25 protein-coding genes and 1 other RNA gene are annotated in these 26560 nt (G+C 42.4%); 10 read left to right on the top strand and 16 right to left on the bottom strand.

Going from position 1 to position 26560, the window contains the following annotated elements:
- Positions 1–2: 2 nt before the first annotated feature.
- Together BFS30_RS18785 and BFS30_RS18780 are read right to left on the bottom strand one after the other, a co-directional pair.
- On the bottom strand, positions 3–1145 hold the full coding sequence (locus tag BFS30_RS18785) for a M20/M25/M40 family metallo-hydrolase (RefSeq protein ID WP_069380697.1): 1143 nt from the start codon (positions 1143–1145) through the stop codon (positions 3–5).
- A gap of 101 nt (positions 1146–1246) precedes the next feature.
- Positions 1247–1855 carry a GNAT family N-acetyltransferase gene (locus BFS30_RS18780; protein ID WP_069380696.1) on the bottom strand — a complete coding sequence of 203 codons (609 nt, stop codon included), beginning with the start codon at positions 1853–1855 and terminating at the stop codon, positions 1247–1249.
- A gap of 193 nt (positions 1856–2048) precedes the next feature.
- Between BFS30_RS18780 and BFS30_RS18775 the strand changes: the two genes are divergently transcribed.
- The 6 genes from BFS30_RS18775 to BFS30_RS18750 all read left to right on the top strand — a co-directional run bounded on the left by BFS30_RS18775 (position 2049) and on the right by BFS30_RS18750 (position 6738).
- Entirely contained in the window at positions 2049–2702 is a 654-nt protein-coding gene (locus BFS30_RS18775; protein WP_069382527.1) for an SCO family protein, read from the top strand.
- A 2-nt stretch (positions 2703–2704) separates the two neighbouring features.
- Positions 2705–3127 (top strand): c-type cytochrome, encoded by a 423-nt coding sequence (locus BFS30_RS18770; protein ID WP_069380695.1) that lies wholly within the window; start codon positions 2705–2707, stop codon positions 3125–3127.
- Positions 3128–3440: 313 nt separating this feature from the next.
- Positions 3441–4085, top strand: a complete 645-nt coding sequence (locus BFS30_RS18765; RefSeq protein WP_069380694.1) for a hypothetical protein — start codon at positions 3441–3443, stop codon at positions 4083–4085.
- Positions 4086–4221: 136 nt separating this feature from the next.
- On the top strand, positions 4222–4860 hold the full coding sequence (locus tag BFS30_RS18760) for a hypothetical protein (RefSeq protein WP_157262958.1): 639 nt from the start codon (positions 4222–4224) through the stop codon (positions 4858–4860).
- A 31-nt stretch (positions 4861–4891) separates the two neighbouring features.
- An RNA gene (gene rnpB, locus BFS30_RS18755) (RNase P RNA component class A) lies at positions 4892–5266 on the top strand.
- A 65-nt stretch (positions 5267–5331) separates the two neighbouring features.
- Complete coding sequence (locus BFS30_RS18750) at positions 5332–6738, top strand: sigma-54-dependent transcriptional regulator (protein WP_069380692.1); 1407 nt, start codon at positions 5332–5334, stop codon at positions 6736–6738.
- A gap of 72 nt (positions 6739–6810) precedes the next feature.
- On the opposite strand, the gene BFS30_RS18745 is transcribed toward BFS30_RS18750, so the two are convergent.
- The 14 genes from BFS30_RS18745 to BFS30_RS18680 form a co-directional block, all read right to left on the bottom strand.
- On the bottom strand, positions 6811–8604 hold the full coding sequence (locus BFS30_RS18745) for a chloride channel protein (protein ID WP_069380691.1): 1794 nt from the start codon (positions 8602–8604) through the stop codon (positions 6811–6813).
- A 10-nt stretch (positions 8605–8614) separates the two neighbouring features.
- A complete protein-coding gene (locus BFS30_RS18740; protein ID WP_069380690.1) occupies positions 8615–9337 on the bottom strand; it encodes an RluA family pseudouridine synthase in 723 nt (240 codons plus the stop codon).
- A 29-nt stretch (positions 9338–9366) separates the two neighbouring features.
- Complete coding sequence (locus tag BFS30_RS18735; protein ID WP_069380689.1) at positions 9367–10056, bottom strand: response regulator transcription factor; 690 nt, start codon at positions 10054–10056, stop codon at positions 9367–9369.
- A 105-nt stretch (positions 10057–10161) separates the two neighbouring features.
- Positions 10162–11268, bottom strand: coding sequence for a TlpA disulfide reductase family protein (locus BFS30_RS18730; RefSeq protein ID WP_069380688.1), 1107 nt, complete (start codon positions 11266–11268; stop codon positions 10162–10164).
- 11 nt (positions 11269–11279) lie between these two features.
- Complete coding sequence (gatB, locus tag BFS30_RS18725; protein ID WP_069380687.1) at positions 11280–12743, bottom strand: Asp-tRNA(Asn)/Glu-tRNA(Gln) amidotransferase subunit GatB; 1464 nt, start codon at positions 12741–12743, stop codon at positions 11280–11282.
- Between the two features lie 98 nt (positions 12744–12841).
- Positions 12842–13840, bottom strand: coding sequence for a helix-turn-helix transcriptional regulator (locus BFS30_RS18720; protein ID WP_069380686.1), 999 nt, complete (start codon positions 13838–13840; stop codon positions 12842–12844).
- A 9-nt stretch (positions 13841–13849) separates the two neighbouring features.
- On the bottom strand, positions 13850–14170 hold the full coding sequence (locus BFS30_RS18715; protein WP_069380685.1) for a DUF6686 family protein: 321 nt from the start codon (positions 14168–14170) through the stop codon (positions 13850–13852).
- Positions 14171–14181: 11 nt separating this feature from the next.
- The gene (locus tag BFS30_RS18710) at positions 14182–15717 is read right to left on the bottom strand and encodes a S41 family peptidase (protein WP_069380684.1); all 1536 of its coding nucleotides are present in this window, start codon (positions 15715–15717) and stop codon (positions 14182–14184) included.
- 9 nt (positions 15718–15726) lie between these two features.
- Positions 15727–16707 (bottom strand): hypothetical protein, encoded by a 981-nt coding sequence (locus BFS30_RS18705; RefSeq protein WP_069380683.1) that lies wholly within the window; start codon positions 16705–16707, stop codon positions 15727–15729.
- Positions 16708–16911: 204 nt separating this feature from the next.
- Positions 16912–17514: a hypothetical protein gene (locus BFS30_RS18700; RefSeq protein ID WP_069380682.1), complete on the bottom strand. Its 603-nt coding sequence runs from the start codon at positions 17512–17514 to the stop codon at positions 16912–16914.
- Between the two features lie 74 nt (positions 17515–17588).
- The gene (locus tag BFS30_RS18695; RefSeq protein WP_069380681.1) at positions 17589–18551 is read right to left on the bottom strand and encodes a hypothetical protein; all 963 of its coding nucleotides are present in this window, start codon (positions 18549–18551) and stop codon (positions 17589–17591) included.
- A 20-nt stretch (positions 18552–18571) separates the two neighbouring features.
- On the bottom strand, positions 18572–19333 hold the full coding sequence (locus BFS30_RS18690) for an HmuY family protein (protein WP_157262956.1): 762 nt from the start codon (positions 19331–19333) through the stop codon (positions 18572–18574).
- A 19-nt stretch (positions 19334–19352) separates the two neighbouring features.
- Positions 19353–20012 (bottom strand): HmuY family protein, encoded by a 660-nt coding sequence (locus BFS30_RS18685; RefSeq protein WP_069382526.1) that lies wholly within the window; start codon positions 20010–20012, stop codon positions 19353–19355.
- Positions 20013–20039: 27 nt separating this feature from the next.
- Positions 20040–22406 (bottom strand): TonB-dependent receptor, encoded by a 2367-nt coding sequence (locus BFS30_RS18680; RefSeq protein ID WP_083252109.1) that lies wholly within the window; start codon positions 22404–22406, stop codon positions 20040–20042.
- Positions 22407–22762: 356 nt separating this feature from the next.
- Here BFS30_RS18680 and BFS30_RS18670 point away from each other — a divergent pair, with 356 nt between their 5' ends.
- Genes BFS30_RS18670 through BFS30_RS18655 form a run of 4 tightly spaced genes read left to right on the top strand, consistent with a single transcriptional unit; the run spans position 22763 to position 26482 of the window.
- Positions 22763–23593, top strand: coding sequence for a heme/hemin ABC transporter substrate-binding protein (locus tag BFS30_RS18670; RefSeq protein WP_069380678.1), 831 nt, complete (start codon positions 22763–22765; stop codon positions 23591–23593).
- On the top strand, positions 23593–24633 hold the full coding sequence (locus BFS30_RS18665; RefSeq protein WP_069380677.1) for a FecCD family ABC transporter permease: 1041 nt from the start codon (positions 23593–23595) through the stop codon (positions 24631–24633). Before BFS30_RS18670 ends, BFS30_RS18665 begins: the two co-directional genes overlap by 1 nt.
- Positions 24634–24644: 11 nt before the next feature.
- Positions 24645–25445, top strand: coding sequence for a heme ABC transporter ATP-binding protein (locus tag BFS30_RS18660; protein ID WP_069380676.1), 801 nt, complete (start codon positions 24645–24647; stop codon positions 25443–25445).
- Between the two features lie 11 nt (positions 25446–25456).
- Positions 25457–26482, top strand: a complete 1026-nt coding sequence (locus tag BFS30_RS18655) for a hemin-degrading factor (protein ID WP_069380675.1) — start codon at positions 25457–25459, stop codon at positions 26480–26482.
- Positions 26483–26560: the final 78 nt, after the last annotated feature.

Raw genomic sequence — 26560 nt, 5'->3', positions numbered from 1 at the left:
TATTAATAATTATCTGAGACAAGTAAGTTTTTCTTCTTTCCGTGATTGCTGAATAAAGATTCCAGCAGCCAGATATAAGTCGCAATTCCTTCCCGGATTTCATCTATATAAATGAACTCGTCTGCCATATGCGATCTGGCAGAATCACCAGGCCCCATTTTCATAGAGGGAACATCCAGCCAGCCCTGATCTGAACTGGTAGGCGAGCAATAACTGGTCTTTCCGATTTCTTTCCCGGCCATCACCAAGGGATGATGTCCGTCAATAAAGGAAGGATTCATGACGTTTGGACGCACTTTGATTTTGCAGGTGGTATGGTTATAAATGGTCGTTAAGATTTCTTTTGGCGTCCAGGAATGGGTAAAACGGATGTCAACTGTAAAATTACACTCCCCAGGGACAATGTTATGCTGAATTCCGGCATTGACTTCTGTCACCGTCATTTTCACCGGACTCTGCAGATCGCCTTCAATAGGAAAGATAAAAGCGGCAAACCATTGCATATCCGCAAAGGCTTTATAAATTGCATTGTCTCCTTCTTCCCTGGCGGCATGACCAGGCTTACCATAGCTGGTACAATCCAGAACCATAGACCCTTTCTCAGCAACGGCCATTTCCATTTGTGTAGGTTCTCCAACAATGGCAAAAGCAATGTTCTGAAGTTCGGGCAGGATACATTTCAATCCTTTCTCTCCGGAAGTCTCTTCCTCGGCAGTCGCGGCAAAGCAAAGGTTGTAAGGCAGGTCTGTAAATTCATGGAAATGAAGGAAAGCTGCCATCAAAGAAACCAGGCATCCTCCGGCATCATTACTTCCCAATCCATGTAGTTTTCCATCTTTGATAAAAGGATGAAAAGGATCATTTTGATAAGCCTTTGATGGCCTTACCGTATCGTGATGAGAATTGAGCAAAAGGGTTGGTTTTGAAGGGTCAAAATTCCGGTTATAACACCAGATGTTATTGAATTTCCGGAAAGTAAACACATCGTGATGGTTCAAAAAGGATTCCAGCTGATCAGCGGTATTGATTTCTTCACCACTGAATGAAGGTGTAGAGATTAACTTTCTTAACAACTGGATTGGGTCTTCAGTCAAAGTATATAAGTCGGGCAGACTGCCGGAGCTTTTTGTGGAATTGGGATTCATATGCTTTTTGATTTGATGATTTGATTTATTGAATTGGTTTAATGATTCTGATTAGAAAATCTGAGTTAACCTCTTGATTTCGGAACTGTATTTCCGACCAATCAATTGGTGTTAGAAAGGTACCGCTGATAAGCCTCAACAGGCATCGTCAGCTGTCGTTCTGCTTGTATTTTTTCCGGATCGAATAACATCGCAGTACACAAGCAATTGCATTTTTTCTTGCCTTCAAGGATACTGTAGTTCACACAGCTTTTGCAACCTTCCCAGAAGGAAGGGTCTTTTGTAATCTCGGCAAAGGTGACAGGTTCAAAGCCCAATTGCGTATTCATCTTCATAATGGCAATGCCTGAAGTAATGCTGAAAATTTTTGCTTTGGGATATCTTCTTCTGGACATTCTGAAGATCCGGTCCTTAATGGCTCTGGCCACTCCTGTTTTACGGAATTTCGGAGAAACAATCAATCCGGAATTCGAGATAAAATTACCGTTCTCCCAGACTTCAAAATAAGCGAAACCTACCCATTCCCCGGCAGTCGTCACTGCAATTACCGCTTTCTCATCTCTGATTTTCTGAGCCAGCGCTTCCGGGCTTCGTTTTGAAATTCCAGATCCCCTGGCAATAGCAGAGGATTCCGTTTCCTGAATTATTTCATCGACGTATTTTATATCATTTATGGTAGCAATACGCACAAAGATCATTGGATTTTCCATTCTTAATTTATTTTACCCCAACCGCTTTCAAACCAGATGCCCAAACGTGCCAGAATTCAAAAAGACGCTTTGGAGATTAATTAAGGCCTGAATAATAATTTCATGACGCTATTGTGGCAATAGTGGACCTTATCAAAATGGCAGGGTTAATTTCATTTTAGCTACCTTTGGCGGATTCAATAATAATAAAATGATGAAGCTGAACTTTTCCCGCCCATTACCCTTTCTATTTGCACTCGCAATCTTTATCTCTTCTTGTCAGGACAGTAAAAAATTACCCATCCTCGGGCCCAGAGAAGCAGTGTCTGTTAAAAATGAAGATGGTTCCATGGGGGTAGACACCCTTTATCAGACCATTCCTCCCTTTCGCTTCTTAAACCAGGATAGTGTTTACATTACCAATGATCAGTTCAAAGACAAAATCTATATTGCAGATTTCTTTTTCACTTCATGTACCACAATTTGCCCGACCATGCATAGAAACATGAAAAGCATATTTGAAAAATATAAAGACAATCCTGATGTAATGTACCTTTCCCATACCATAGATTTTAAATACGACAAACCTTCTGTATTAAAAAAATACGCACAGAAACTTGGAGTAGATGGCAATAAATGGCAGTTTGTATACGGATCAAAAGACAGTGTATATAAGCTGGCAGAACGCAATTACCTGGTTGCAGTGATGGAAGATACCACGTCCAGAGACGGTTATATCCATCAGGGATGGCTGGTTCTGATAGACAAACAAAAACGCATTCGTGGCGCTTATGATGGAACCGATCCGAAACAGGTGGAACAGCTGACTAAAGATATTCCTGTATTACTTGCTGAAGACAAAAAATAACCATGCGTAAATTATTGATCAGTACCATCGTTCTCTTTACCCTCCTCAGCATGATTTATTCCTGTCAGAGTGCAGATCAGGTAAAACAAGACATTTATTATACCAACGGCCGCGATTATTACATCAAATATTGCCAGAATTGCCATGGCGCCAATGGAGAAGGATTGGGTGCATTGGCCCCCCCACTTACCGACACCGTATTCTTAAAAGAAAACAAACAGAAACTGGCTTGTTACCTAAAAAACGGGATGACTGAAGCCATCACCATACATGGACAGAAGTATGAAGGTAAAATGCCGGACTTTCAAACTTTGGCCGCTATTGATATTGCGCAGATTGTCGTTTACATCACCAATTCTTTCGGGAATAAACAAGGGATGTACACTTTGGAACAAACTTCCAACGATTTAAAAAACTGTAAATAAGCTTTACCCGGAGTAGCAAAACACCCATCTCATCTGGTTAAATATTCCCAACCAGCAGCCTAAAGCCGGATTTTAATAAAAATATTACAATTTATTACCTCAGAAAAAACCGAGTTTTTCTGAGGTAATAACGTTTTAGCATCTCCATCGCTTAAAAATCATCACTAAAAAAGTTCCATAGTCTTTAATTATTTCATAATAATTTAAAAGATTCTACATAATATTGTTTACACACAAATGAAATCATTATGAGTTCCACCTCCATTAACTTTGGATTAAAGACGCATTGATGATTTTTTAAAAAATCTATCAAATGAAAAAATCATTGTTACTATTTGTAGCGATGGTGACTGGTATGGTCGCCAATGCTCAGTACGAGAATGCCAAACAGGTATTCATCAGTCCGAAACTGCAGGAAGCAGTAAAAACGCACAAATTGGTCGCCATTTTGCCTTTCGAGGTAAAGATGACCTATAAAAAGCAACCCCGGGATTTCGACATCGAAACCAACCGGGAGAAGGAAAGAGAAAAGGCTTATTCTATTCAGTCCAGCATCTACACCTTTTTGCTTCGTAAAGCCTCAAAGTATACCGTAGAATTTCAGGACGTGGAAAAAACCAATGTACTGTTAAAGAAAGCAGGAATGACCGATAAACTCGGGGAATTTACCAAAGATGAAATCGCTAAAGCCCTGAATGTCGACGCAGTGATCGCTGGTAAATTCGAAGCGGAACAGTCAAAATCTGAAGCAGGAGCTATTGTAACTACCGTATTATTTGGAGGAATGGGAAGCAAAACCGGATCAGGCGCATTGACGATGATGGTAAATGATGGCCCTAGCGGCGATTTATTATGGCGCTTCTTCAAAAGCATGAACGACGATGTATTCAGCTCAAGCGATGAGCTCATCGACCGGATGATGAGAAAAGTTTCCAGAAACTTCCCTTACAGCAAGTAATTTTTTTACCCCTGAATTGGTCTGGTGGTTCCGTTTCTCCCCCCCTGAACGAATCACCAGCCAATTCTCATCTTCTTAATCCGATAAAGTGATCATCCTTGTTATGATCGCTTCATCATCATTAAAACATATTCCAATGAAAAGGATCTTTTTATTTTTAATAGCAATGACCATCGGTATGATGGCCCATGCACAATTCGGTTTTTCCAGGACAAAACAGGTATATACCCATCCCGATCTGAAAAAAACAATGAAGGACTATAAAGTAATTGCAATTTTGCCGATAGGATCACAATTGAGCTTTAAAAGCCAGGTTTCATACCTCAACGAAAGAAATAAAGCGATTGAAAATACCGGATTGGCCAATCAGTCCAGACTATACAGTTATATTTTACCCAAATCCCATCGGATGAAAGTAGAAATTCAGGACATTGAAAAAACCAATCTCTTGCTGTTGAAATCAGAAATGAGCAGCAGGCTGGATCAGTATACAAAAGAAGAAATTGCTAAAATCCTGGGTGTAGATGCCATCATATCTGGTCTGTATGAAAGTAATTCCTTTGTTAAAGAGAGCCAGATGACCATAGATACGGCTTCACTATCCGTAAAAATGCCTAGCGTCTCTACCTTAATCAAGAATACACTTACACTTGTACTTTATGACGGGCGAACCGGAAAACAAATGTGGAGGTTCTACGATCACGATGTACAATACAGTTATATTTCCGAATATTTAATAGCAGCAGCAGTAAGAAGTCTGCCTTTTATCCGATAAACCCCGTTTTTTTATATCTTTGCAACACAAAAATGCAAGCCGTTCTATCGCTGCGATTTATCGGAGAGGAAAGTCCGGGCAACACAGAGCATCTCGCTTCCTAACGGGAAGAGGCTTAGGATTGAAAACCTGAGTTATGGAAAGTGCCGCAGAAAATATACCGCCGATGGCTTTTAAGCACAGGTAAGGTTGAAAACGTGAGGTAAGAGCTCACGAGTATTCCGGGCAACCGGATTGCTGGTAAACCCCGGGAGTTGAAAGACCAAATAGGCTAACGCATGTAGGGCTGCTCGTCCGATGTTAGCGGGTAGGTCGTTAGAGATAAATGGTAACATTTATAGTGGATTAATGATAGAAACGCTGAGCAATCAGTGTACAGAACCCGGCTTACAGGCTTGCATTTTTTATTTTATCACTCCTTGTTGATAAAAGTAATATATTCGTATCTGATAAAAATGATGAGTACCACCTATGGCAAAATTATTAATAATTGATGATGAACGGGCGATAAGAAGCACCCTGCGTGAGATCTTAGAGTACGAAAACTACGATGTTGAAGATATAGATAATGGCGTCGACGGACTAGAGCTGATTAAGAAGAAGAAATTCGACCTCGTACTTTGCGACATTAAGATGAATAAGATGGACGGAATGGAGGTGCTTGAACAGGCACTTGCCTACAGCCCGGACCTTCCTTTCATCATGATCTCCGGTCATGGTACAGTGGAAACCGCTATCGAAGCCAGTAAAAAAGGTGCGTTTGATTTCATCTCAAAACCACCTGATTTAAACAGGTTATTAATCACGGTAAGAAATGCGCTGGACAGAGGCACTTTAGTTACCGAAACAAAAGTCCTTAAAAGAAAAGCCAGCAAAACAAGAGATATATTAGGTAGTTCCGAAAGTATCGGAAAAATCAAGGAAACCATTGAGCGTGTAGCCCCTACTGATGCCCGTGTGTTAATTACCGGAGCCAATGGAAGTGGTAAAGAACTGGTAGCAAGATGGCTGCATGAGAAATCAAACCGCGCAGACAGCCCTTTAATAGAAGTCAACTGTGCTGCAATTCCCTCAGAATTGATTGAAAGTGAGTTGTTCGGACACGAAAAAGGATCTTTTACCTCTGCAGTAAAACAACGCATCGGTAAATTTGAACTGGCCAATGGAGGAACACTTTTTCTGGATGAAATTGGAGACATGAGCCTTTCTGCACAGGCAAAAGTATTACGCGCCTTGCAGGAACATAAAATCAGTCGTGTGGGTGGTGAAAAAGAATTGGAGGTTAATGTAAGGGTTCTTGCCGCAACAAACAAAGACCTGTTAAAGGAAATTGAAGACGGTAACTTCCGTATGGACTTATACCATCGCTTAAACGTGATCAATATCCATGTTCCCCATTTAACAGAACGCGTAGAAGATATCCCTGAAATTGCACAAAACTTTCTGGAAGAAATCTGTAAGGATTATGGCATGCCGACCAAAAAGATCAATGATGCAGCCATGACTGCCCTTCAGGCATTACCATGGACAGGGAATGTACGTGAACTGCACAATATGATTGAACGTTTAATTATATTGAGCGATAAAGCCATTACAGAACATGATGTGGCCGCGTTTGCAAATCCTGGTGGAGGAACAAACATCGGTGCAGCACATCACGGTTCGGCAAATGCTCAGGTAACGCGTTCTGCAAGTCCGAATTATGATAACTTCAATAATTTCCAGGATTATAAAGATTACGCAGAAAAAGAATTTATCAAATTTAAACTGGAAAAAAACAACTGGAATGTATCCAAAACTGCCGACGACATTGACATTCAACGTAGTCACCTTTACAGTAAAATTGAAAAATTCGGACTAAAAAGATCTGCCGAATAATAACACAATACCAACGAAAAAGGCCAGCTCCTGATATTGGAAGCTGGCCTTTTTTTATGTCTTTCAGCTGCACTATTCCATATAATCTGCCTGTCTTCTCAGCAGTGCACGGTACCTGTTAAAGATGGCCGTTTTAGAGACAAAGCCAATATAGCTCCCCTGTTCAGTTAAAACCGGCAACAACCAGGCATTTTCTTTTTCCATCTTCTGCAATACCTTCTTCATCGGATCCCCCATCTGCAAGGTATCCGGAGCAGCAACCATCAGGTCCTGAGCAGTCATTTCCTGCTGATCAGGATTGTTAATGGCCCTCTTTAATACATCCTCGACATAAATCAAACCTTTAAAGCTCAGGTCTTCTCCCCCGATTACCGGAAAGAGGTTCCTTTTAGATTGCAGAATCTCATTTAACTTTTCAGCAATCAGATCCCCTTCATTCAGCACCAGATAATCACGTTCCACCAGGTACTTCAATTTCATCATGTTCAATACCGTGGTGTCCTTATCTTCATGAGAAGACAACTCCCCTTTCTCTGCCAGAGGTTTGGTATAAATTGAATATTTGTTCGCACTGCGGTTAATCAGGTAAGAAATGGCAGAGGTAATCATCAGGGGTACCATCAATATATAACCACCTGTAATTTCTGCAATCAGAAAGATCCCGGTCAGTGGTGCATGCATAATTGCGCTTAAAGAGGCCGCCATTCCCGCTACGATAAAGTTAGCGACATTCAATTGGGCAATTCCAAGGGTATTGACGGTATAGGCAACCATAAACCCGATCAAACCTCCCATAATCAGACTAGGCGCAAAAATACCTCCGTTCCCGCCCGCTCCCAACGTAATCAGGGTAGCCGCAGATTTCGCAAAAATGGTGATCAGGGTAAACAATAATACGACCCAAGGCAGGTTACTATAAGATGAAAAAATGCTGTTATTGATTACCGCAAAATAATTTCCCCCTAACAGGTTCTTAATGGTAATGTAACCCTCACCATATAAAGTAGGAAATAAAAATACGAGCAAACCCAGCATCAAACCACCCAGCACAACTTTTTTATAAGGGTTACTGATCTTGTAAAAAAGCCCCTTTATAAAACTGTTTGCCTTGGTAAAATAAATGGAAAAGAAACCAATTAAAACAGCCAGGATCACATAGTAGATCAGGGCATTCATCTTCCATCCTTCTGTTACGAGAAAGAACAGTTGCTCATTATAAAATAACCTTGCCACCACCGCTGCAGTTGCAGAGGCCAGTAATAAAGGAATAAAAGCCGGAATGGTAAACTCAGGCAACAGAATTTCAATAGCAAATACAATTCCTGCGATCGGACTGTTAAAGGCTCCTGCGATCCCCGCAGCAGCACCACAGGCCAATAACATGGTCGTCTCCCGATAAGACAAGCCGAGGAAACGGCCAACTACCGAACCAATTCCCGCACCACTGGTCACGATGGGTGCCTCCAATCCTGTAGAACCACCAAAACCAACAGTCGTGGCGGCCGTGATGATCTGAGAATAGATATTATGAGGCTCTACTTTACTCGATTTTCTGGAAATGGTGTATAGCAAAGGCGTAAGCCCCGTTTCAAATTTTCCTTTTCTAATGAACCTGCGGACATACATCACCGACAACAAGATCCCTATAAACGGAAAAAAGAAAAAGAGATAGTATTTATATTCCCAATGAAATCCCGTTTGCAGGAAATCTTCAATATGGTGTGTAATTGTTTTTAACAATGATGCAGCAAGCCCGGCCAGGACGCCAACAATCAATGCTGCAATCACCAAAAAATTTCTGTTTGAGATCTTAGTTTTCCGGTATTGGTTAATTGCGTCTACATAATTTACCAGCCGTACGTACATATCTTCTTACTTAAGCGTCAAATTTATCCAATAATTTTATGAGCGTGGCAAAGTCTTTCGGATATGGGGCTTCAATTACAATATCATTCCCATCCAGTCCTTTAAACACCAGATGTCTGGCATGTAAGGCAAAACGTTTCATAATAGGTAGTTCTTCATCATCCTTAGCAATGCGATAGCCTTTTTTCATACTGGATAGAAAAACAGGTTTCCCACGGTACATGTCATCTCCGGCAATAGCTGCACGCTGCGTAGCCAGGTGAATCCTGATCTGGTGCATCCGACCGGTAATCGGCTTACATTCTACCAGGGTATAATGGCGGTAATTTTTTATAGAATTAAAAATGGTTTCTGCGCGTTTACCCTCTTTTCTGTCGATGGTAACACTCTTATTTCCGTCATTGAGAATCGGAAGGTCGATAAAAAGCTCGTTAAAAGTAAACTGTCCGTCTACCACAGCATGGTACACTTTGCTCACTTTACGCTTTTCAAATTGCATGGCCACAGAACGGTAAGCTTCAGGTGTTTTGGCGATGATAATTGCACCTGAAGTTTCTTTGTCTAAACGATGACATACCTGTGCGTCAGCAGAATACTGCTTTGCCAAACGTAATATATTGACCTCGCCTGATCCGCCACGCTCATCCAGCGAGGCTACAAATGGAGGTTTATTTACAACGATATAATCATCGTTTTCGAATAGGATAAGATCTTTAAAAGAAGGATATTTCAATACAGTAGATTTAATACTGTACAAAAATACTAAGAAAGTTCGAATTTATAGCCTACACCCTTCACTGTTGCAACATATCGCTCACCTAATTTCTCACGAAGCTTACGAATATGCACATCAATAGTCCTGTTTGTAACTACTACGGAGTCTTCCCAGATGTTTTTCAGAATCGATTCCCTGGTATATACTTTTCCCGGTTTCGAAGCCAGCAGATAAAGCAATTCAAATTCTTTTTTGGCTAAAACAACTTTCTGTCCGCCCTGAAAAACCAGATACGCTTCCCTGTCGATCACCAGGTCCCCAATCTCCACTTTATTATCAGAAACCTCATCTGCACTTGAATTTCTTCTCAGGATGGCGTTAATCCTGCTAATTAAAGCTCTTGGTTTAATCGGCTTGGCAATGTAATCATCGGCTCCAACATTAAAACCGGCAATTTCCGAATACTCCTCACTTCTGGCAGTTAAAAAAACCATAAAGGTATTTTTAAACTCAGGAATAGCACGCATTAACCTGCAGGCCTCTATCCCATCCATCTTAGGCATCATGATATCCAGGATAATCAGATCGGGATGAACTTTCTTGGCAACCGTAATCCCCTCCTGACCATTGCTGGCCAGAAAAACCTGATAACCTTCTTTTTTTAAGTTATATTCAATTAACTCTAAAATATCTGGTTCATCATCAACAATAAGTATCTTCTGTTTTACGGTGCTCATAGCTTTAAATATTTGTTACGAAAATAGGTAATCAATTATAATATAGCGTTAAACCCAAGTTAACAAATTGTTAAGTACCTCCTGTATATTAACATGAATTTAGGGTTATCGTAAAGTTTTATTTAAGAAAGCATCTAACTCCTCTCCGCGCAGGTTTTTAGCAATGATTTTTCCATTAGGATCTAGTAGAAAGGAACTTGGAATGGCTTCAATCTGATACAACCTGACTGTTGGTCCCTCAAAATCTTTCAACTCTCCAACATGCGACCAGGCCAGGTGATCTGCAGCAATGGCATTTTTCCAGGCACCGGGATCTTTATCTAAAGAAATTCCAAGCACGGTAAAGTTCTTGTCTTTATAAGTATTATAGGCTTTTACCAGGTTTGGATTCTCCTGGCGACAAGGCATACACCAGGACGCCCAGAAATCCAGTAATACATATTTACCTTTAAAATCGGTCAGTTTTACCGGTTTTCCATCCAAACCATTAATGGTAAACTCAGGTGCCGGCTGTCCGATCTGCAGGGCTTTCAGTTTCGCCATCTTTACTAAAAACTCAGTAACCGCAGCATTGTCATTGAAACTGCTCTTAATCTTATCCGAATAAGCCACCATTTCGGCCTCATACTCTGATGGGTTTAATAAGTTAATGGCATAAAACCCGGCAAGAGAGCTGGAATTTTCCTGAGCAAACTTTAGCACCGCCTTATTCAGACCTTCAATTTCCTCTGTATACTTTGGTCTCATCTGCTCCATGATCATATCTCTGTTCTGGGGCTGTGAGGCTACCGTCTCGTCAAATTGAGTTTGAATGGCTGCAATTCTCACCATATACTGATGTTTGGTCACATTCAACTCTTCCAGCTTATCAGCTTCTGCTGCGCCAGACAATTTATAGGTTAAATTCTTATCCGATAAATCAGCCGAGATCTTAATGTCATCTCCGTTTTTGGCGATGATCATATACTCGCTATTCCCTGCAGATATCCGGAAAAAATCTACTCCCGGTGTACTGTGAGAAAACTTAAACTCCCCTTTTTCCGAAAGCACCGTAGAATCTAATGGCAAAGCATTGTCTTTTTGTAAACCAAACAAGTATACTTTACTCTTTGGAGTTGCATTTTTAAATGCTCCGCTGATCATAAATTTACTCTTGTCTTTACACGCTGCAAATGCAATACATACCAATAATATATAGGCGATTCTTTTCATCTCTTTCCTGTTTACTTTAATTTTTCCTGTAACAATTCATTTATTTTCTGCGCATCGGCTTTTCCCTTGGCCAGCTTCATCACTTCCCCGACAAAAAGTCCCAATACGCCCTTTTTACCTTTTTTATAGGCAGCTACCTGTGGTTGATACTTCGATAGTACTTCCTCCACAAATCCGGATAGCTCATCACCGTTATCAGCAATCAACAGGTTGAGTGCTGCAGCCAGTTCCGCCGGTACCGCATCAGGCTTGCTGATCAATTCCGGAAGCAATTGCTGTAAAGCAATCTGCTGGGTAATTTTTTTATCATCTACCAGGTTGATCGTTCCCGCCAGTTGTGCCGGTGCCAGTTTAAAATCAGCAATGCTGATCCCCTGTTCATTCAACAAAGCTCTGATCGCTCCGGTCAACCAGTTCACCAGGCTTTTCTTATGGTTTACACCTGGCAAAGCTGCATTAAAATAGCTGAGCAGGGCTTCATCTTCAGAAAGCATCGCGGCTTCTGAAGCATTGACACCGAACTCCGCAACCAGACGTTTAGCAATCTCTGCCGGCAATGCAGGCATTTCGGCTTTAATCTGTGCCAGCCATTCGTCCGAAATATGTATAGGCGGAAGATCGGGATCAGGAAAATAACGATAATCATTGGCTTCCTCTTTGGTCCGCATCGGGGAAGTTGTTCCCTGGTCTGCGTCAAAGTTCAGCGTACTTTGAATGATGCGTCCTCCCCCGGCAATCACCTGCTTCTGGCGGTTAAATTCAAAATCCATCGCCCTGCGCACATTCCGGATAGAGTTCAGGTTTTTTACTTCGCAACGGGTACCGAATGCGGTAGTTCCGGCTTCACGGATAGAGATGTTTGCATCGCAACGCAAGCTCCCTTCTTCCATATTCCCATCACTCACATTCAGGTGACGTACCAGCTTTCTCATTTCCGTTAATAAAGCCGAAGCCTCTTCCGCACTGCGGATATCTGGTTCAGTAACAATTTCAATCAATGGAACCCCGGCCCTGTTCAGGTCCACAAAAGAATACTGATCATCTTGATCATGTAAGCTTTTTCCGGCATCTTCTTCCAGGTGGATGCGGTTGATTCCTATTCTCTTCTCCTCGCCATTGGAAAGGACTACATTCAGGTACCCATTCTGACAAATTGGTCGGTTATCCTGGGTAATCTGATATCCTTTAGGCAAATCTGCATAGAAATAATTCTTCCGGTCAAAATAATTCAACTGGTTGATGGTACAATTTAATGCAAGCCCCATTCTTACCGCTTTAGCTACCACCTCTTTGTTGAGTTTTGGCAAAGCACCGGGTAAGGCAAGTGAGACTGCAGAGATGTGTTCATTGGCTTTTGCACCAAAAGAAGCACTATCTGAAGAGAAGATCTTAGTTTGTGTATTCAGCTGTACGTGGATTTCCAGACCAGATACCAATTCAAATTCTGATGAAGAAATTAGGGTATTCGTACTCATTTATCGGCAATGATTTAACTTAAATTTCGATGTATTTGATAGACAAATATAACATTATTACCCATAGCCAGACAGAATTACCGCAGTCAAACAGAAAATCAGGAGTCGATTCCCAGATTCACCTCACTGGGTAAAATCCCGAAATAACGTTTAAAGGCATCGGTCAGGTGACTCTGATGATTAAAACCAACTGCGGTAGCAACCTGTCCGATACTCATTTTATCCTCCAGGATCAGACTCCTGGCCTGTTCCATTCTTAGCCTGGTGACGTAACCGTAAATCGTTGTCCCATAATATTCCTTAAATCCACGTTTCAATTTAAACTCATTTAAAGAAACCAGTTTTGACAACTCTATGATTGTTGGAGGATAACGGTAACCTCCGTCCAGCAGCTCCCTGGCATGCTCTATCTTTTTCAGGTCGTCCTGCTTTATCAGGTATTTTTCTACCTCCATTCCCGACTGCATCTGTTCCAGCTGCAACATCAATAATTCCAGTATTTTTGATTCGGTATGCATCCGTTTCAATTCTCCGGACCGTTTACATTCGCAAATGTCATTGATCACCCGCCTCATTTCGCTGGTTACAGAAAGGTCTTTGGCAGCAAAGGAAGTGTATTTCCCTTTTAGAATCTCCTTTACAAAACCGGTATGAAGTAAGGAATGCTGATCAATCAAATGAAAATAATAGGATTTGGAAAGTACCAGCAAGAAATACTTATACTCAATATCGGGCATCATCGGATACTTCCCTTTTAAAGAAGGAATGTAGCGGATATTATGCCGGCTTCCCGTTCGTCTGCTGTTTTTGGGTTCAGCTTTATCCCCGGCAGTATTGGCGCCGTAAAAAATAAACTGGGAGGTAATGGTTTCCCCCTCCACCTCAGAAAGCACTTTCACATTTTCGTTGAACTGCATGGTAGAGTGTACCAGAAAAAGTCCGCCGGCACTCAGCTGGTAATTGATCAGCTTCTGCACGGCCGGCATTCTGATATTGATATTTTTCTCGGAAAGCGGAGTATTAGGGGCATACATTTCCGGTATTTCTTCAATAAACAACCAGTCTTCCGAGCCTTCAATCTTCGATTTAATTTTCATCCTGAATTTTTATTTACTCATCAGCACATACACCTCATTCATGTACATTGCTTCATCTATTGCCTGCTTAAACGTCTCAAACTCCTCATAACAAAAGGCAAAGCAAATGTCATCATTAGGGGTATGCAGAATGATCCTTTCTTCATCATCAGGAAAAGGCAGACTGTTCTTATGAAAAGGCAGACTGTTCACCACTTCTCTAAAGGATTCAAAAGCCTCTGAAGTAAAGTTCAACAGCAAATTATTATGCCATAAATAATACATCTGGCATCCTAAACAACTGCTGATTACGGTATCTCCTTTTGTACTTAATACTCTTGTTTTACACATGACTCTCTCAATTAGTTCTCCATCTTTTTTAATTTGAAATGTGTGGTAATCATACCACGAAACCCCGGATCCATGATCGGTTCCGGGGTTATTGTATTTGCAGGCGCGGCCATGCCCATTAATTTACCGGTCTGAATTCCCGTTTTTGAGCTGCTGCTGATTCCGGAAAGCAAGCTTTTCAGGCATTGCTCCTCCGGATCACCAAAATCATGGCCTACATCATCGGCCACCACCAGATCCGGTAGAAAACCACTATAATATTCTCCTTCATTTGCTGAATTTTTAATCAGGAAATTTGACAGGTATACGGTATACCGGTGAATGTTTATGCCAAAAAAACCTACGGGCTTACCATAAGTCCGGCTGCCTGCCAGTTTTACATTGAAATAAGGCCTTAAACTATTGATCAGGAACTCACTTGCAGAAGCGGTCCGGTTACTCACAATAAAATAAATATTTTTAACCCGCTCCAAAGCTCCCTGCTTGTTAAACCGGGCGGTATTTCCTTCCACAGTAAAGTCCACATCTGCCATCGTAGCCCTTCTTCCTTTAAGGTAAACCGGCTTACCTTCTTCATCAAAGTACAATTGTTTCTGCAGGATCGCTCCTTTACCCTGTTGCAATAAGGTATTAAAATGTTTGGCATACATGACTTTTCCACTCATCGCCGAAGAAACCATCAGATTAGCCAGGTATTCGGCTGTTTCCACGTAACCGCCCCCATTATAGCGAAGGTCAATCACCAGCTCCTGCGGCTGTTCTGAAGAGAATTTCTGAAAGGCCTGATCCAGCTCGCTCTTCACCTCATTTAAACGGTCAAATTTGGCCAGCGACAAATAGCCTATCTTTTGTCCGCCCAGATTCAGCAATAAAGATTTCAATACCCCATGACTTTTATAGGCAACCCGGTCCAGTGTAACCTTAACCTTACTTCCATCCGGCTTTTCATAACTGATCATTACCTGCGACTGTTTTAAAGTATTTTCTGCAAGTGCAGGATTGGCCGCCTGCCCATTGATTTCTACCAGACGGAATCCCCGCTGTAAACCGGCCTGATCAGCTGCTGATCCCGGATTGACCACACTCACGTACACCCCTGCCCCCATCGCCGCAACTTCCAGTCCGAGGTCATTCCCGGATGTTCCCAGCGAAATGGCAGCCTTTACACTTCCATAAGTATTGCCCTCTTCGATAAAAGAATATTTGGGAACACCTGCAAAAAGAGGTTCTTCATAAGCTGCGCCAGTTAAAGGATTCTTTTTGAGCTGACTGATGTCAAATAGCTCCTGCTTAAAGTTTCCGGCATCCGTACCCGAACTGTTGTATTTCCTTGGGTTAAAATCCAAATAAGATGGCAAGGCATCATTCCATAAATAGGTTTGCAAAGCGTACAGATAAATAGAATCCAGCGTCATTTCTGCAACCGTTCCGGTAAGCGGGGAAATGGCCTTCTCCCCGGGATTGATTTCATTTTTTTTACAGGCACTGAAGCCCAACATAAAAAAAAGCAGCCCTGCAAATTTCGCCTCATTCCGGATTGATTTCATAACCTTTGTTTATGGGACAATCGTAATACTTCCGGTAAAGCTGATTCCTGCATTTCCACCTTCCCTATAATCGGTTTCGGGGAAGAAGAAATACAAATCATTATACACACCCAGAGGTAATGTTGGCGGAATCTGCAGGATCCAGCCATCTGCCCGCTTCTCCTTAATAATCAGATCGTACTCTCCGCCGGTGGCATTATTGTAAAAAATGACGCGGTCCACTACGGCAAGGTTCATTCCTCCTTTCACTTCAATTTCATCTCCATGCTTCAGCGTTCTGGGCTGCCCAAAGGAGACGGTAGTCAAAGAAGGTAAAACCTGTTCCGGTATCAGTTCGAATTCCTGTTCATAAATTGCAGTCAGCTCCTGGCTTACCAGCTTTATCCTTTTGTAAAGACCAGGTGAACCATCAGGAATAAACGAGATGCTGATTGGATTTACAGAAACTGGTTCAACCTGGGTTTCTTTATCATCTTTCCCTATGAGGTAAAGTTTGATCAGCTTTGCATCTGTACCAAAATAATCACCGATAATGGATACCGGATTTCCTTTAGTCAGGAATATTTTGGTTTTAAATTTCATAAAATTGACATTGCTGATATAGGGAATGATGGCATTGATCTTCAGTTTTATCTTATAAGTTGTCGTATTCCCGTTTTTTGCCTTTACCCTGAAGACTTCCCCATTTCTGAAAGGGACCTTTGTTCCTGAAGCAGGTAAAACCGTAGCGCCTTCAGCTAAAGTGATCGAAGGGGTAATAAACTCCGGAACGGCTTGTTCCGGCGGCCAGTACAGGATAATTTCCTGATTCTCCAGTCCAGCCTTAAGTATTTCTCCCTTTGCATCTTTAATGCTGAAATTAATCATCTCCGCATAGGGGGACTCCTGATATTCCTTCTTACAGGAAGTGAAAACCAACAGGAACAACAGGATCATCAGTGGCTTTCCAACAGGCGATTTAAAGTACTTAATGAACTGAATTAGTGTCATATATTTTTAGTTGAAGTACAGATATTTATTTTTTTATATACATTAGCGCCTGATTAGAGTCTGGCGAAGACTGGTAGCAGCCATAAAAAGCTGTATGAGTTTAAAAAACAATCCGGGATTCGCTCTACCCTGCTTTAAGTTTAATCTGGAGCACCAGGGCTCTTTCTGAGGGACGGTATTTGAAGATGGCGTTCCTCTTTTTTTCTATTTTAATCTTTTGGTATGGAACTGTACGTTGGTCGTGAACGGACCAGTTGTACCTGTTGCAGTTACCGCATCCAGCTGAACCACATATACTGCAGTTGCAGCAGCAACAGAAGCATTATTTGCCACTACAGCATAACGTTTTGCTACCGGAGTAATCACACGGGTAACCCTGTTGTAATCATACCAGCCAACAGTAGTAGCAGAGTTGCTGCCTAAAGTAGTCAGGCCAAGTGTAACGGCAGAGATATCAGTTAAGGTAATGCCTGATACATTGGTCACTGCAGGTGAATCGTAATATCCCAAAGAATATCCGGTCAGCTTTGTAATGTTTCCATTAAAGTTGCTTTCAAATTTCACTTGAGCACCTACGCTTGAAGCCACATTATTCAATAAATTGTAGTTAATCGCAGTCCAGGAAGTTGGAGAAGCAGAAGTGTTTGTAACCGCACCTGCTTCAGTTCCGTTTACAGGAATTACAGCTTTAGCTTCATTCAACGCTAATTTCTGATCTGGAATTCCTTCGTTTTCTTTTTTACAAGCTGTACCTAATACGGCGATCATTGCGACGCCTAATGTTATTTTTAATAAGTTCTTTTTCATGTTATTTTTTTTATTTAAGGATAATAATATATGTGGGAGAGCTTCCCGGATTGTTTTTTTAAATGGATAAATGTTTATTTAGGCGTCACCGTTACGGTCCAGCCATAAGTTGCGGCCGGCCAGCCTTCAAATTTTGCAGTCGGCTGATAGACGCCCGCCGGAATCCCATCGGGCACCCTGATGATTGCCGACGTTCTGGTATAGGAAACAATAGGCAATACCGTTTTTTGTCCGTTCACCAGAATGCTGAACTCAGAAAACTGATGAAAAACTTCTGCTTTGGTACTGATGGTAAAGGTTTCCCCTTGTCTGGCAGTTACCCCTGCATAGGTAATCTGAGGCTGCCCATAAACGACTTCAACCGGATAAGTGGTTTCTGCAACCAAAGCGTATACCTTAACCCTTAATTTATAACTTCCCGGATTTACCGACTGAGGTACCTGCAGGTAAGCGATCTGGTATGTTTTTCCGGCAGGCAATAACTGAGGGACGATACTGGTTGTTGAACTTGCACTTGGCGTAAGCTCGATTTCCTTTTGGTCTGCAGCAACCAGGTAAGCTTTTACCTTCGTAATATCCGTGGTATTGAAATTACCCCGGATCAGTACAAAGCCATTCCCGATTCCCCATTTTGTGATCACCGCAGCAGTAGAAACTTCTTCTACCACCAATGGGGCAATCTGCTGTATCACGATCTTTAACTGATAGGAAGTCGTTGTCTTATCCGCTCCTGTAACGGTATAAGTAGTCTTATTGTCCATTACTGCTACCGGAACAATGCTTTCTTTTAATGTCGCCCCTGCAGCCAGTTGAATTTTCGGATCAATCACATCAAGCTGATAAAAGAAGGGTAAATAAACCGTAATGGTTTTATCCGATTCATCAATCACACCGGTAATTTCTCCGTTAGAAACCGGAACTTTATAAGACAGGATTTTGCTATTGGCAGGTTTGGGATAATCAACCGTCTTTTTGCAGGCTGAAAACAGCAATGGGATAAAAAGGTAAAACAGAACTGGTATAAGTCTTAGTTTCATATGATCTCAGCTAATCGTTCTTATTTAATTTCAAATTTAGTACTGCCCTTCGGCACCAATACATATTCAAAGGTGAAAAACATGTGCGGGGTATCTCTGAACCACTTATCTGCAGTAAAGGCATCTTTATAGCAACTGATCATTTTTATCTTTGCATAATTACCTGTGGCGGTACGGATCACCACAGTCCGCATTTCCGGCATTGCATAAGCCACGTGTTTCTTCTGCTCGCTTCCATCGCCACGGATTGTACCTCCGAAATCGTATAAATACCAGCCTGTACCTTCACCAAAAGCACCAAGGTCATCTGTTCCGACCACCGCGGCTTTCGTTTTAAATTCACTTTCAGCGGGTACATCAGTTACCTCTTCAAATGGTTTTTTGAGGATGGTGATTCCACCAATACCGTTCCCTCCATATCCCTGGTTTGTTCCATCAGAACCATTATTACCGGAAAGAAAACTGTTGTAAAGTCCGGTGAAGGCTATATCCCAGCGTGCAGTTTTTGCATATAAGGCCGGTACTTCCTGTTTGTGGTCCAGACTAAAATAAGCAGCGAGTTTTGGTACAGTCGGGTTTTTATCATCCGTTTCCACCGCAAGGTTTTCTACCCGTTGCAGCTTATAGAAAGGCACTGTTGCCGGTGGATTGATCACTTCCGGCGGATCTACAACGGGTGCAGGGTCCTCATTTTTCGAACAGGCAGTCCCAAGGCTGATCACTAATCCCAGCATCAGGAAAGCGGAATATTTTTTAAGAAAGGTTAACATATTCGTTTTCATTTATGAATGTTCTATAATTTTAATCTTTAGTAGACAGGTTTCTGCTGCCATCTTCCTGTACATAGTACCTGAATTTGAAATATGGAGCAGGCCATTTCATGTCGCTTACCGTAGCAGGGGCGCCTTTATACATGCTGATGATTTCCAGCTTCGCATACTTACCTTCGGCCGTACGCAATACGAATGTTTTGTTTTTAACGGGGATCGCGATATGGGTTTTCAGTTCATAGAAAAACCAGCCGTTTCCATTTCCGGTTTCCCAACCTGTGCCGGTAATCCCGTTATTGGTAAATTCGGCATCAGCAGGGGCTGCATTCACCTCATTATAGGCTTTATTAACCACCACCATTGCCCCTTTTCCGGGACCGCCAAATCCCAGGCTTTTATCGTCCTTACCATTATTAATGGAGACAAAAGAGTTGTATTCTTTAGCAAAAACAAGGTCCCATCCTGCAGTCAGCTTTTCTGATGCAGCAACCTTTGCCCCGGTTTTAAAACTAAAATATAAAGGATCAAAATCAACCCCGGCTCCAACAGTTTTGCCCACATCTCCCGGGAGATCCATAATCACCTTACTCTTCCCATCTTCAAGATCCGGTTTCACTTCATCTTTTGTGCAGGCGCTTAAACCAAGCATTACTACCAAAAGAAGGCCTGCAGATTTCAATTTATTATTCATGGTTATCATTTTAGATTTCATTCTTCTTTAATCTTTAAAAAACCTCCAGCTTATTCCCGCTATGATCGCCCTTCCCTGTTGTCCGGGCATCAGCTGGTCCCTGTAATTCATCAGGTTATCTGCGCTTAGCTGCAACTGTAAATGTTTGTGGTAAAGCGTTTTTTGAACCGCCACATTAAACAGGAAGTAACTGGGTACAAACGTATCGTAGGTATCTATAAACCGGTTGGCACTGTTGTTTTCTGTAAAGCCATATTTACTTCTGTAATTTACCCTCAGGGAGCCGGTGAGTCCTGTTTTAACATGCTCATAACTCAGTTTCAGGTTAGCCATATGACGGGAACGGTTGGACATCCCAAAATAATCCGCTCTGGTAGAGCGCCTTGGTAAGGGAGAAACACCATCATAAATATTGGCATATAAGCCGGTCCCATTTTTTATAGAATCCACCACCCCTTTATCCACCGCATACAACAACTGGTAACCAGCCGAGAGACTTAGCGTTTTACTGGCTTTCCAGCTCAACCCAATTTCTGTTCCGGCGGTATAGGCTTTGGCTACATTGACATAGGAAAATATCTGTTGAGAATTTGTCTTTTGTGCCACTGCTTCAGCATTGATGAAATTTTTCATGTCGTTATAAAAGACATTCACATCCAGTTTCAGGGAGTTAAATGGGTTGAAAACAAATCCGCCACTATAAGAAACCGAACGTTCCGGTCGCAGGTTCCCGATCTGAGTAGCGGCAGGATAAACACTGACGATCTTCCCCGCTTCCTGTAAAGCATTCAGTTCTCTCCAGAATTCCTCCGAACCGAATACAGTATAACCTGTCTGAACATTGGTAAATACCATATACAATTGCTGGAAATTAGGGGTCTTAAAACCTGTTCCTATTGCAGCCCTGAGGGTCAGTTTTTCAATCGGCTGATAACGGAGACCAATACCCGGGCTGATCTTAGCGCCATATTTGTCATGATAATCATATCGGGCACCCGCAGTCATATTGAGCTGTTGCGAAAGCTGCCAGTCGGCCTGACCATAGGCAAAATAATTGCTCATGTCTTTTTTTCCACGGTAATAGGCATTATCCAACAATTCATAAGCTCCTCCGATTCCGCCGGTCAGCGACAAGGCGCCGAAAAACTGATGACTCCCCTGTACTTCTACACGATGCAGGTATTGTTTGAACCGGCTTCCAGGCATTACAATACCACTATTCAGGTCCGTTACATCCTGCCCGGTTTCATAACGAGTCAGGTAATACTGGGTTCTTAGTTTAGTTCCGTTTCTAAAATTCTGGTTCAGGGCAACAGACCCATTCAGGTCATGCTCATCCATCACGTCTTTGCTGGGTTGCACGCCGTAGGACTGGTTGTTTACAGAGTGGCGACTGGCATATCTTCCGTTGAAATTCAGGCTGCTGATCTCCGTCAATTCATAACGTCCCCTTCCCTGAAAAGAGTAGCTATCAAAAGGAGGAGCTGTTTTCCCTTCTTTCAGATAAGGGTTGGAATTAAACCCGTCGGTTTTATAATAGTTACCGGAAAGATAGATCGAGCCTTTCTTTCCTGCAAAGGGAGTTTCTCCTTCCAGGGTAGCATCCAGCACATTAAAACTACCATAGCGCAATGCGGCCAAAGCCTGTGGCGCCGAAATGTTCTTACGGGTTACGATATTGATCACTCCTGCTAAGGCCTCACTTCCAAATAAGCAGGCAGAAGCCCCTTTTATTATTTCTATTCTTTCAATATTGGAAACCGTAATCCGGGACAGATCCAGGTTACCGCTATTGCGGCCCACCATGGGTTGTCCGTCGATCATGATCATGGTATACCCGCTGTCAAAACCTTGCATCTGTAAACCAACCGCCCGGTTCCCCGCACCAATGTCATTGACAATTGCCAGTCCGGTTTGCTCTTTCAATACTTCATCCAGCCGGCGGCTTCCCATCTGTTCAATTTCTTTCCTGGTAATTACTGTAGCTGGCATTGCAGTTCTGGCCATGTCAATGAAATTGTCAGGATTACTTTGTACGCCTGTAACACTCACTTCATTTAAAGAGGCGTCTTTTCGCGTTAAGCGGATAGTTACCGTATTTTTTTTGCCTTCTTCTATGACCACTTCCTGTACATGAGTTCCGAAGCCTATGGCAGAAATTTTCAAAGTATAGGTACCTGCATACAACCCCTCAATTCCGAAAACGCCTCTGCTATCTGTCAATGCGCGACGCATATCCGGTTCCAGTGCAACCGTAATTCCTGAAAGAGGCTTATTGGTATGATCGTAAACCACACCGGTCAGTTTCCCTTTTAATTCCTTTGCCATTGCAGCATTGGTAAAGAAGAACAGCAGCGCCAATAAGTAATTCTTTTTAGAGATATAGTTGTACATTCAATTACGTGATCTATTTTTAATCAGTCTAAATAAAGTAGGCAAATATGCTTAGATTTACTAATATCTGCACAACGCAAAAGGGATTATTTTTAACCTTTTCGGGATAACATTTACGGAATCGGGATATATTACAGGCAGAATTAAAAGAAAATAAGCAATAACGACATCAATAAAATAACATTCAAAACACTGTAAATCAATTAAATAAATAGAAAAAATATCAAAAAAAGCAGTCCTAAACCCTACTAAAAGTGAAAACGTACCAATACCGACAATAAAAAAATAATTATTTGGAATGAGTATAATTAAAGGTTTCTTTGTGTCGTTATAAACACGCATACACAAACGAAAAAATGATCAGAGCGTTCCAAACCTTCCTCCTCGTAATACTATGTTATTGTACTTCTTCCGCGATTGCGCCCAAACGGATCATCACCCTAAGTGCCGCGCTTACGGAAACCGTTGATGCCTTAGGTTTTGGAAATCAGATCGTGGCAGTGGATGTAACCAGTGCCTACCCTGCTTATGCCGGCAAATTACCAAGAGTAAGCCAGAACCGGGTTTTATCAGCAGAAGGGATCATTTCCTTCTCTCCTGACCTGGTCATTGCGCCGGAAGGTGACGTATCCAAAGCAATCGAATACCAGTTAAAATCAGCCGGGATCAAGCTGGTCAGTATCAAACAGGAATACACCATAAAAGGTGCCTCTAAATTCATCAGGGCGGTTGCCGCAGCATTAGAGGTGGTTCCCAAAGGAGAAGCTCTGGTTAAACAAATGGAATCAAATCTCGCTCAGTCACTGGAGCTGGTCAGGAAAAACCCCAAACACCCTAAAGTCCTGTTTGTCTATGCCCGGGGCACGGGTGTGATGATGGTAGCAGGGAAAAATACAAATATGGATGCCATGATTACGCTGGCAGGCGGAAAAAATGCCGCACAGGGCTTTTCCAGCTATAAACCCTATACTACAGAAGCTTTAGTCAACGCCAATCCCGACCTTATCCTCATGTTTGATTTCGGGTATAAAAGTCTGGGGGGAATAAACAGCATTCTAAAAATGCCGGGAGTAGGCTTAACCAATGCAAGAAAGCACAAAAGGATCATCCAGATGGATGGGGAGTTAATGGTAAGTTTTTCAGTAAGACTGCCGCAAGCCATTAAAGAACTCAACAGCAAATGGTAATGCAGAAAACAACCCTTTATATTTTACTGGTATCAGCGCTATTTGTAGCAGCTGCATTTTCTCTTGGATTGGGGGCAGTTAAAATTCCGGTAACTGATGTGCTGCTCATCCTTGCAAAAAAATCAGGTTTCTTCTCCGGCTCAACCGTTTCTGTTCAATATGAAGGGGTCTTGAATATTGTCCGGATCCCGAGGGTGGTCCTGGGTATGCTCATCGGTGCAGCTCTGGGTATTTCCGGTGCAGCAATACAGGGGATTTTCCGGAACCCACTGGCAGAACCCGGATTAATCGGCATCTCTGCCGGAGCTTCCTTAATGGCAGTCATAGTTATTGTATTAGAGATGGCACTTTTTGCCGGCCTGAGCAATCTCCTGGGCTATTACCTGCTCGCTTTCGGAGCTTTTGCAGGTGCAGGAATTGCGGCAATGCTGGTGTATCAGATTTCAAAAACAGATGGAAAATCCAATGTGGCCACCATGTTACTGGCCGGTATCGCAATCAATGCCCTGGCCGGGGCATTAACAGGTTTAATCACTTATATGGCCGATGACCAGCAGTTGAGAAATATTACTTTCTGGATGCTCGGCAGCCTGGGTGGTGCCACCTGGGAAACTGTCCTTACCGTCGCCCCCTTTGTGCTAATTCCAGCGTTTGTTCTTCCTTATATGGGCAAGGCACTCAATGCTTTTGCACTTGGAGAAACACAGGCCAATCAGCTCGGACTCCGTATCAGCCGCATCAAAAGAAATGTCGTGATCCTTTCCACAATGGCAGTTGGTGCTTCTGTAGCCGTATCCGGCATCATTGGATTTGTAGGTTTGCTTGTTCCGCATACCATCCGCTTGCTGATCGGCGTAGACAATAAATATGTACTGCCCGCTTCCGCCTTAATGGGCGCTTTAATGCTCACACTGGCAGACATGCTTTGCAGAACGATCATTGCTCCTATTGAACTTCCAATCGGGGTCATTACCGCTTTGCTGGGCACCCCCCTCTTCTTATATATTTTAATTAAGGACAAGAAAAAACTGACTTTATAACCCTCTGAAATATGTTAATAGCAGATAATATAAGTTATGAAACAGGAAAGCGCATGCTGGTCAGGGATATTTCCTTTAGCATTCGCCCGGGTGAAATGCTCGTCGTTCTGGGGGCCAACGGAGCAGGAAAATCGACCTTACTCAGGATGTTAAGCGGGGAACGGAAGCCCTCTAAAGGAAGCCTTACCCTCCACCACAAGGAAGTCAGCCATTATTCCCCTCCTCAGCTCGCGTTGAAAAGGGCCGTACTCAACCAACAAAACGTGGTAAACATGGCCTTTATGGCAGCGGAAATTGTCATGATGGGCCGCTATCCTCATTATCAAAATGCCCCTTCCCCAAAAGACAGGCAGATCTGCGAGGAGGTCATGAAGCTGACCGGTACGACACACCTTTCAGAACGCTCCTACCTGAGTTTATCCGGAGGAGAACAGCAAAGGATCCAGTTGTCCAGGATCCTGGTGCAGATCTGGGATGTCCCGGATGCCCTGCTCCTGATGGATGAGCCCGTTTCCGGACTTGACCTGCAATACCAGCAGCAAACATTAGCCATTGCACAGGCGTTATCTAAAAAGGGCTTTATGGTGATCAGCATTTTACATGATATCAATCTGGCCGCCCAGTATGCAGATCGCATTCTGATGCTTAAAAATGGCAGAAAATGGTATGATGGGACCGCATCCGAAGTATTGAACACTAAAAATATTTATGAAGTATTTGAAATTGACTCGGAGGTTTTTACCAACCCCAGAACCCTCAAACCCTTCTTTATTCCAAAAAATACAATTGTTAATTTAACTCCATTCTCTTAAAATTCAACACCATGATTACAGAAACAAATAGCCTAAAACAAAAATATGAAGCCTATAAAACTGCCAACCCTAAAAAACGCATCAGGGAGGCCGCACAGGAACTGGAAGTAACTGAGGCAGAATTACTGATGACCGGCTTAGGTCAACAGGTTATTTTCTTACAACCTGATTTTGAAAAAATCCTGGAATCGGTAACCTCATTGGGTTATGTAATGGCACTTACGCGCAATGAGTATTGCGTAAATGAAAGAAAAGGGGTTTATGAAGACATCTCTTTTACCCCTCATGCCGGATTGGTACTCGGCGCAGATATCGACTTGCGTTTATTCCTCCGCCAGTGGAAACACGGTTTTGCAGTAGAAGAAAACGGACGTAAAAGCCTTCAGTTTTTTGATGCCAATGGGACTGCCCTTCACAAGATTTATTTGACGGAACGCAGCAACCAGGAAGCTTATGATCAACTGATCCAGACCTTCCGCAAAGACACTCAGGAAGCGGTATTGATAGAAAAAGCTCCCGAAGCCGCTCCACAACCGGAATTGGCAGATGCAGAAATTGATGTAACCGGATTTCAGGAAGCCTGGAACAATATGAAAGACAGTCATGAGTTTTTTATGCTGTTGAAAAAGTTTAAAGTAAGTAGAACACAGGCCCTGCGTCTTGCTCCGGCGGGAAGAGCAAAAGAAACCACCATCGAAGGTTTCAGAAAAGCCATGACTGCCTGTTCGGAAAAGCAGGTTCCGGTAATGGTTTTCACCGGAAATGCAGGTTGTATTCAGATCCACAGTGGAAATATTACAAAATTAGTAGATATGGGACCATGGTTTAATGTTTTAGATCCAGAATTTAATTTGCACCTTCGTGAAGATGAAGTTCGCAGCGTATGGCAGGTCGTAAAACCTTCTACCGACGGAGATGTAAACTCAATCGAATTGTTTGACAAAAACGGAGAAATGATTGTTCAATTTTTTGGCAAGCGCAAGCCTGGAATTCCTGAATTAGAGAGCTGGCGTGAAGTCCTGAAAGAATCGCTTTAATTATGACAAATACACCCACATCAGAGAAAAAAGCCAACATCTTAAAATGGTTAAAGAAAGTTGGAATCTGGGGATTCC

The organism is Pedobacter steynii (assembly GCF_001721645.1).
Classification (GTDB): Bacteria; Bacteroidota; Bacteroidia; order Sphingobacteriales; family Sphingobacteriaceae; genus Pedobacter; species Pedobacter steynii_A.
Note: the sequence above shows the minus strand (reverse complement) of the source record. Positions and strands in the feature narration are given on the sequence as shown.

Excerpts from the sequence above, each read along its gene's own strand:
- BFS30_RS18785 (WP_069380697.1), bottom strand. The coding sequence starts at position 1,145 with ATGAATCCCAATTCCACAAAAAGCTCCGGCAGTCTGCCCGACTTATAT.
- BFS30_RS18780 (WP_069380696.1), bottom strand. The coding sequence starts at position 1,855 with ATGGAAAATCCAATGATCTTTGTGCGTATTGCTACCATAAATGATATA.
- BFS30_RS18775 (WP_069382527.1), top strand. The coding sequence starts at position 2,049 with ATGAAGCTGAACTTTTCCCGCCCATTACCCTTTCTATTTGCACTCGCA.
- BFS30_RS18770 (WP_069380695.1), top strand. The coding sequence starts at position 2,705 with ATGCGTAAATTATTGATCAGTACCATCGTTCTCTTTACCCTCCTCAGC.
- BFS30_RS18765 (WP_069380694.1), top strand. The coding sequence starts at position 3,441 with ATGAAAAAATCATTGTTACTATTTGTAGCGATGGTGACTGGTATGGTC.
- BFS30_RS18760 (WP_157262958.1), top strand. The coding sequence starts at position 4,222 with ATGAAAAGGATCTTTTTATTTTTAATAGCAATGACCATCGGTATGATG.
- BFS30_RS18750 (WP_069380692.1), top strand. The coding sequence starts at position 5,332 with ATGGCAAAATTATTAATAATTGATGATGAACGGGCGATAAGAAGCACC.
- BFS30_RS18745 (WP_069380691.1), bottom strand. The coding sequence starts at position 8,604 with ATGTACGTACGGCTGGTAAATTATGTAGACGCAATTAACCAATACCGG.
- BFS30_RS18735 (WP_069380689.1), bottom strand. The coding sequence starts at position 10,056 with ATGAGCACCGTAAAACAGAAGATACTTATTGTTGATGATGAACCAGAT.
- BFS30_RS18730 (WP_069380688.1), bottom strand. The coding sequence starts at position 11,268 with ATGAAAAGAATCGCCTATATATTATTGGTATGTATTGCATTTGCAGCG.
- gatB (WP_069380687.1), bottom strand. The coding sequence starts at position 12,743 with ATGAGTACGAATACCCTAATTTCTTCATCAGAATTTGAATTGGTATCT.
- BFS30_RS18720 (WP_069380686.1), bottom strand. The coding sequence starts at position 13,840 with ATGAAAATTAAATCGAAGATTGAAGGCTCGGAAGACTGGTTGTTTATT.
- BFS30_RS18715 (WP_069380685.1), bottom strand. The coding sequence starts at position 14,170 with ATGTGTAAAACAAGAGTATTAAGTACAAAAGGAGATACCGTAATCAGC.
- BFS30_RS18710 (WP_069380684.1), bottom strand. The coding sequence starts at position 15,717 with ATGAAATCAATCCGGAATGAGGCGAAATTTGCAGGGCTGCTTTTTTTT.
- BFS30_RS18705 (WP_069380683.1), bottom strand. The coding sequence starts at position 16,707 with ATGACACTAATTCAGTTCATTAAGTACTTTAAATCGCCTGTTGGAAAG.
- BFS30_RS18700 (WP_069380682.1), bottom strand. The coding sequence starts at position 17,514 with ATGAAAAAGAACTTATTAAAAATAACATTAGGCGTCGCAATGATCGCC.
- BFS30_RS18695 (WP_069380681.1), bottom strand. The coding sequence starts at position 18,551 with ATGAAACTAAGACTTATACCAGTTCTGTTTTACCTTTTTATCCCATTG.
- BFS30_RS18690 (WP_157262956.1), bottom strand. The coding sequence starts at position 19,333 with ATGAAAACGAATATGTTAACCTTTCTTAAAAAATATTCCGCTTTCCTG.
- BFS30_RS18685 (WP_069382526.1), bottom strand. The coding sequence starts at position 20,012 with ATGAATAATAAATTGAAATCTGCAGGCCTTCTTTTGGTAGTAATGCTT.
- BFS30_RS18680 (WP_083252109.1), bottom strand. The coding sequence starts at position 22,406 with ATGTACAACTATATCTCTAAAAAGAATTACTTATTGGCGCTGCTGTTC.
- BFS30_RS18670 (WP_069380678.1), top strand. The coding sequence starts at position 22,763 with ATGATCAGAGCGTTCCAAACCTTCCTCCTCGTAATACTATGTTATTGT.
- BFS30_RS18665 (WP_069380677.1), top strand. The coding sequence starts at position 23,593 with ATGCAGAAAACAACCCTTTATATTTTACTGGTATCAGCGCTATTTGTA.
- BFS30_RS18660 (WP_069380676.1), top strand. The coding sequence starts at position 24,645 with ATGTTAATAGCAGATAATATAAGTTATGAAACAGGAAAGCGCATGCTG.
- BFS30_RS18655 (WP_069380675.1), top strand. The coding sequence starts at position 25,457 with ATGATTACAGAAACAAATAGCCTAAAACAAAAATATGAAGCCTATAAA.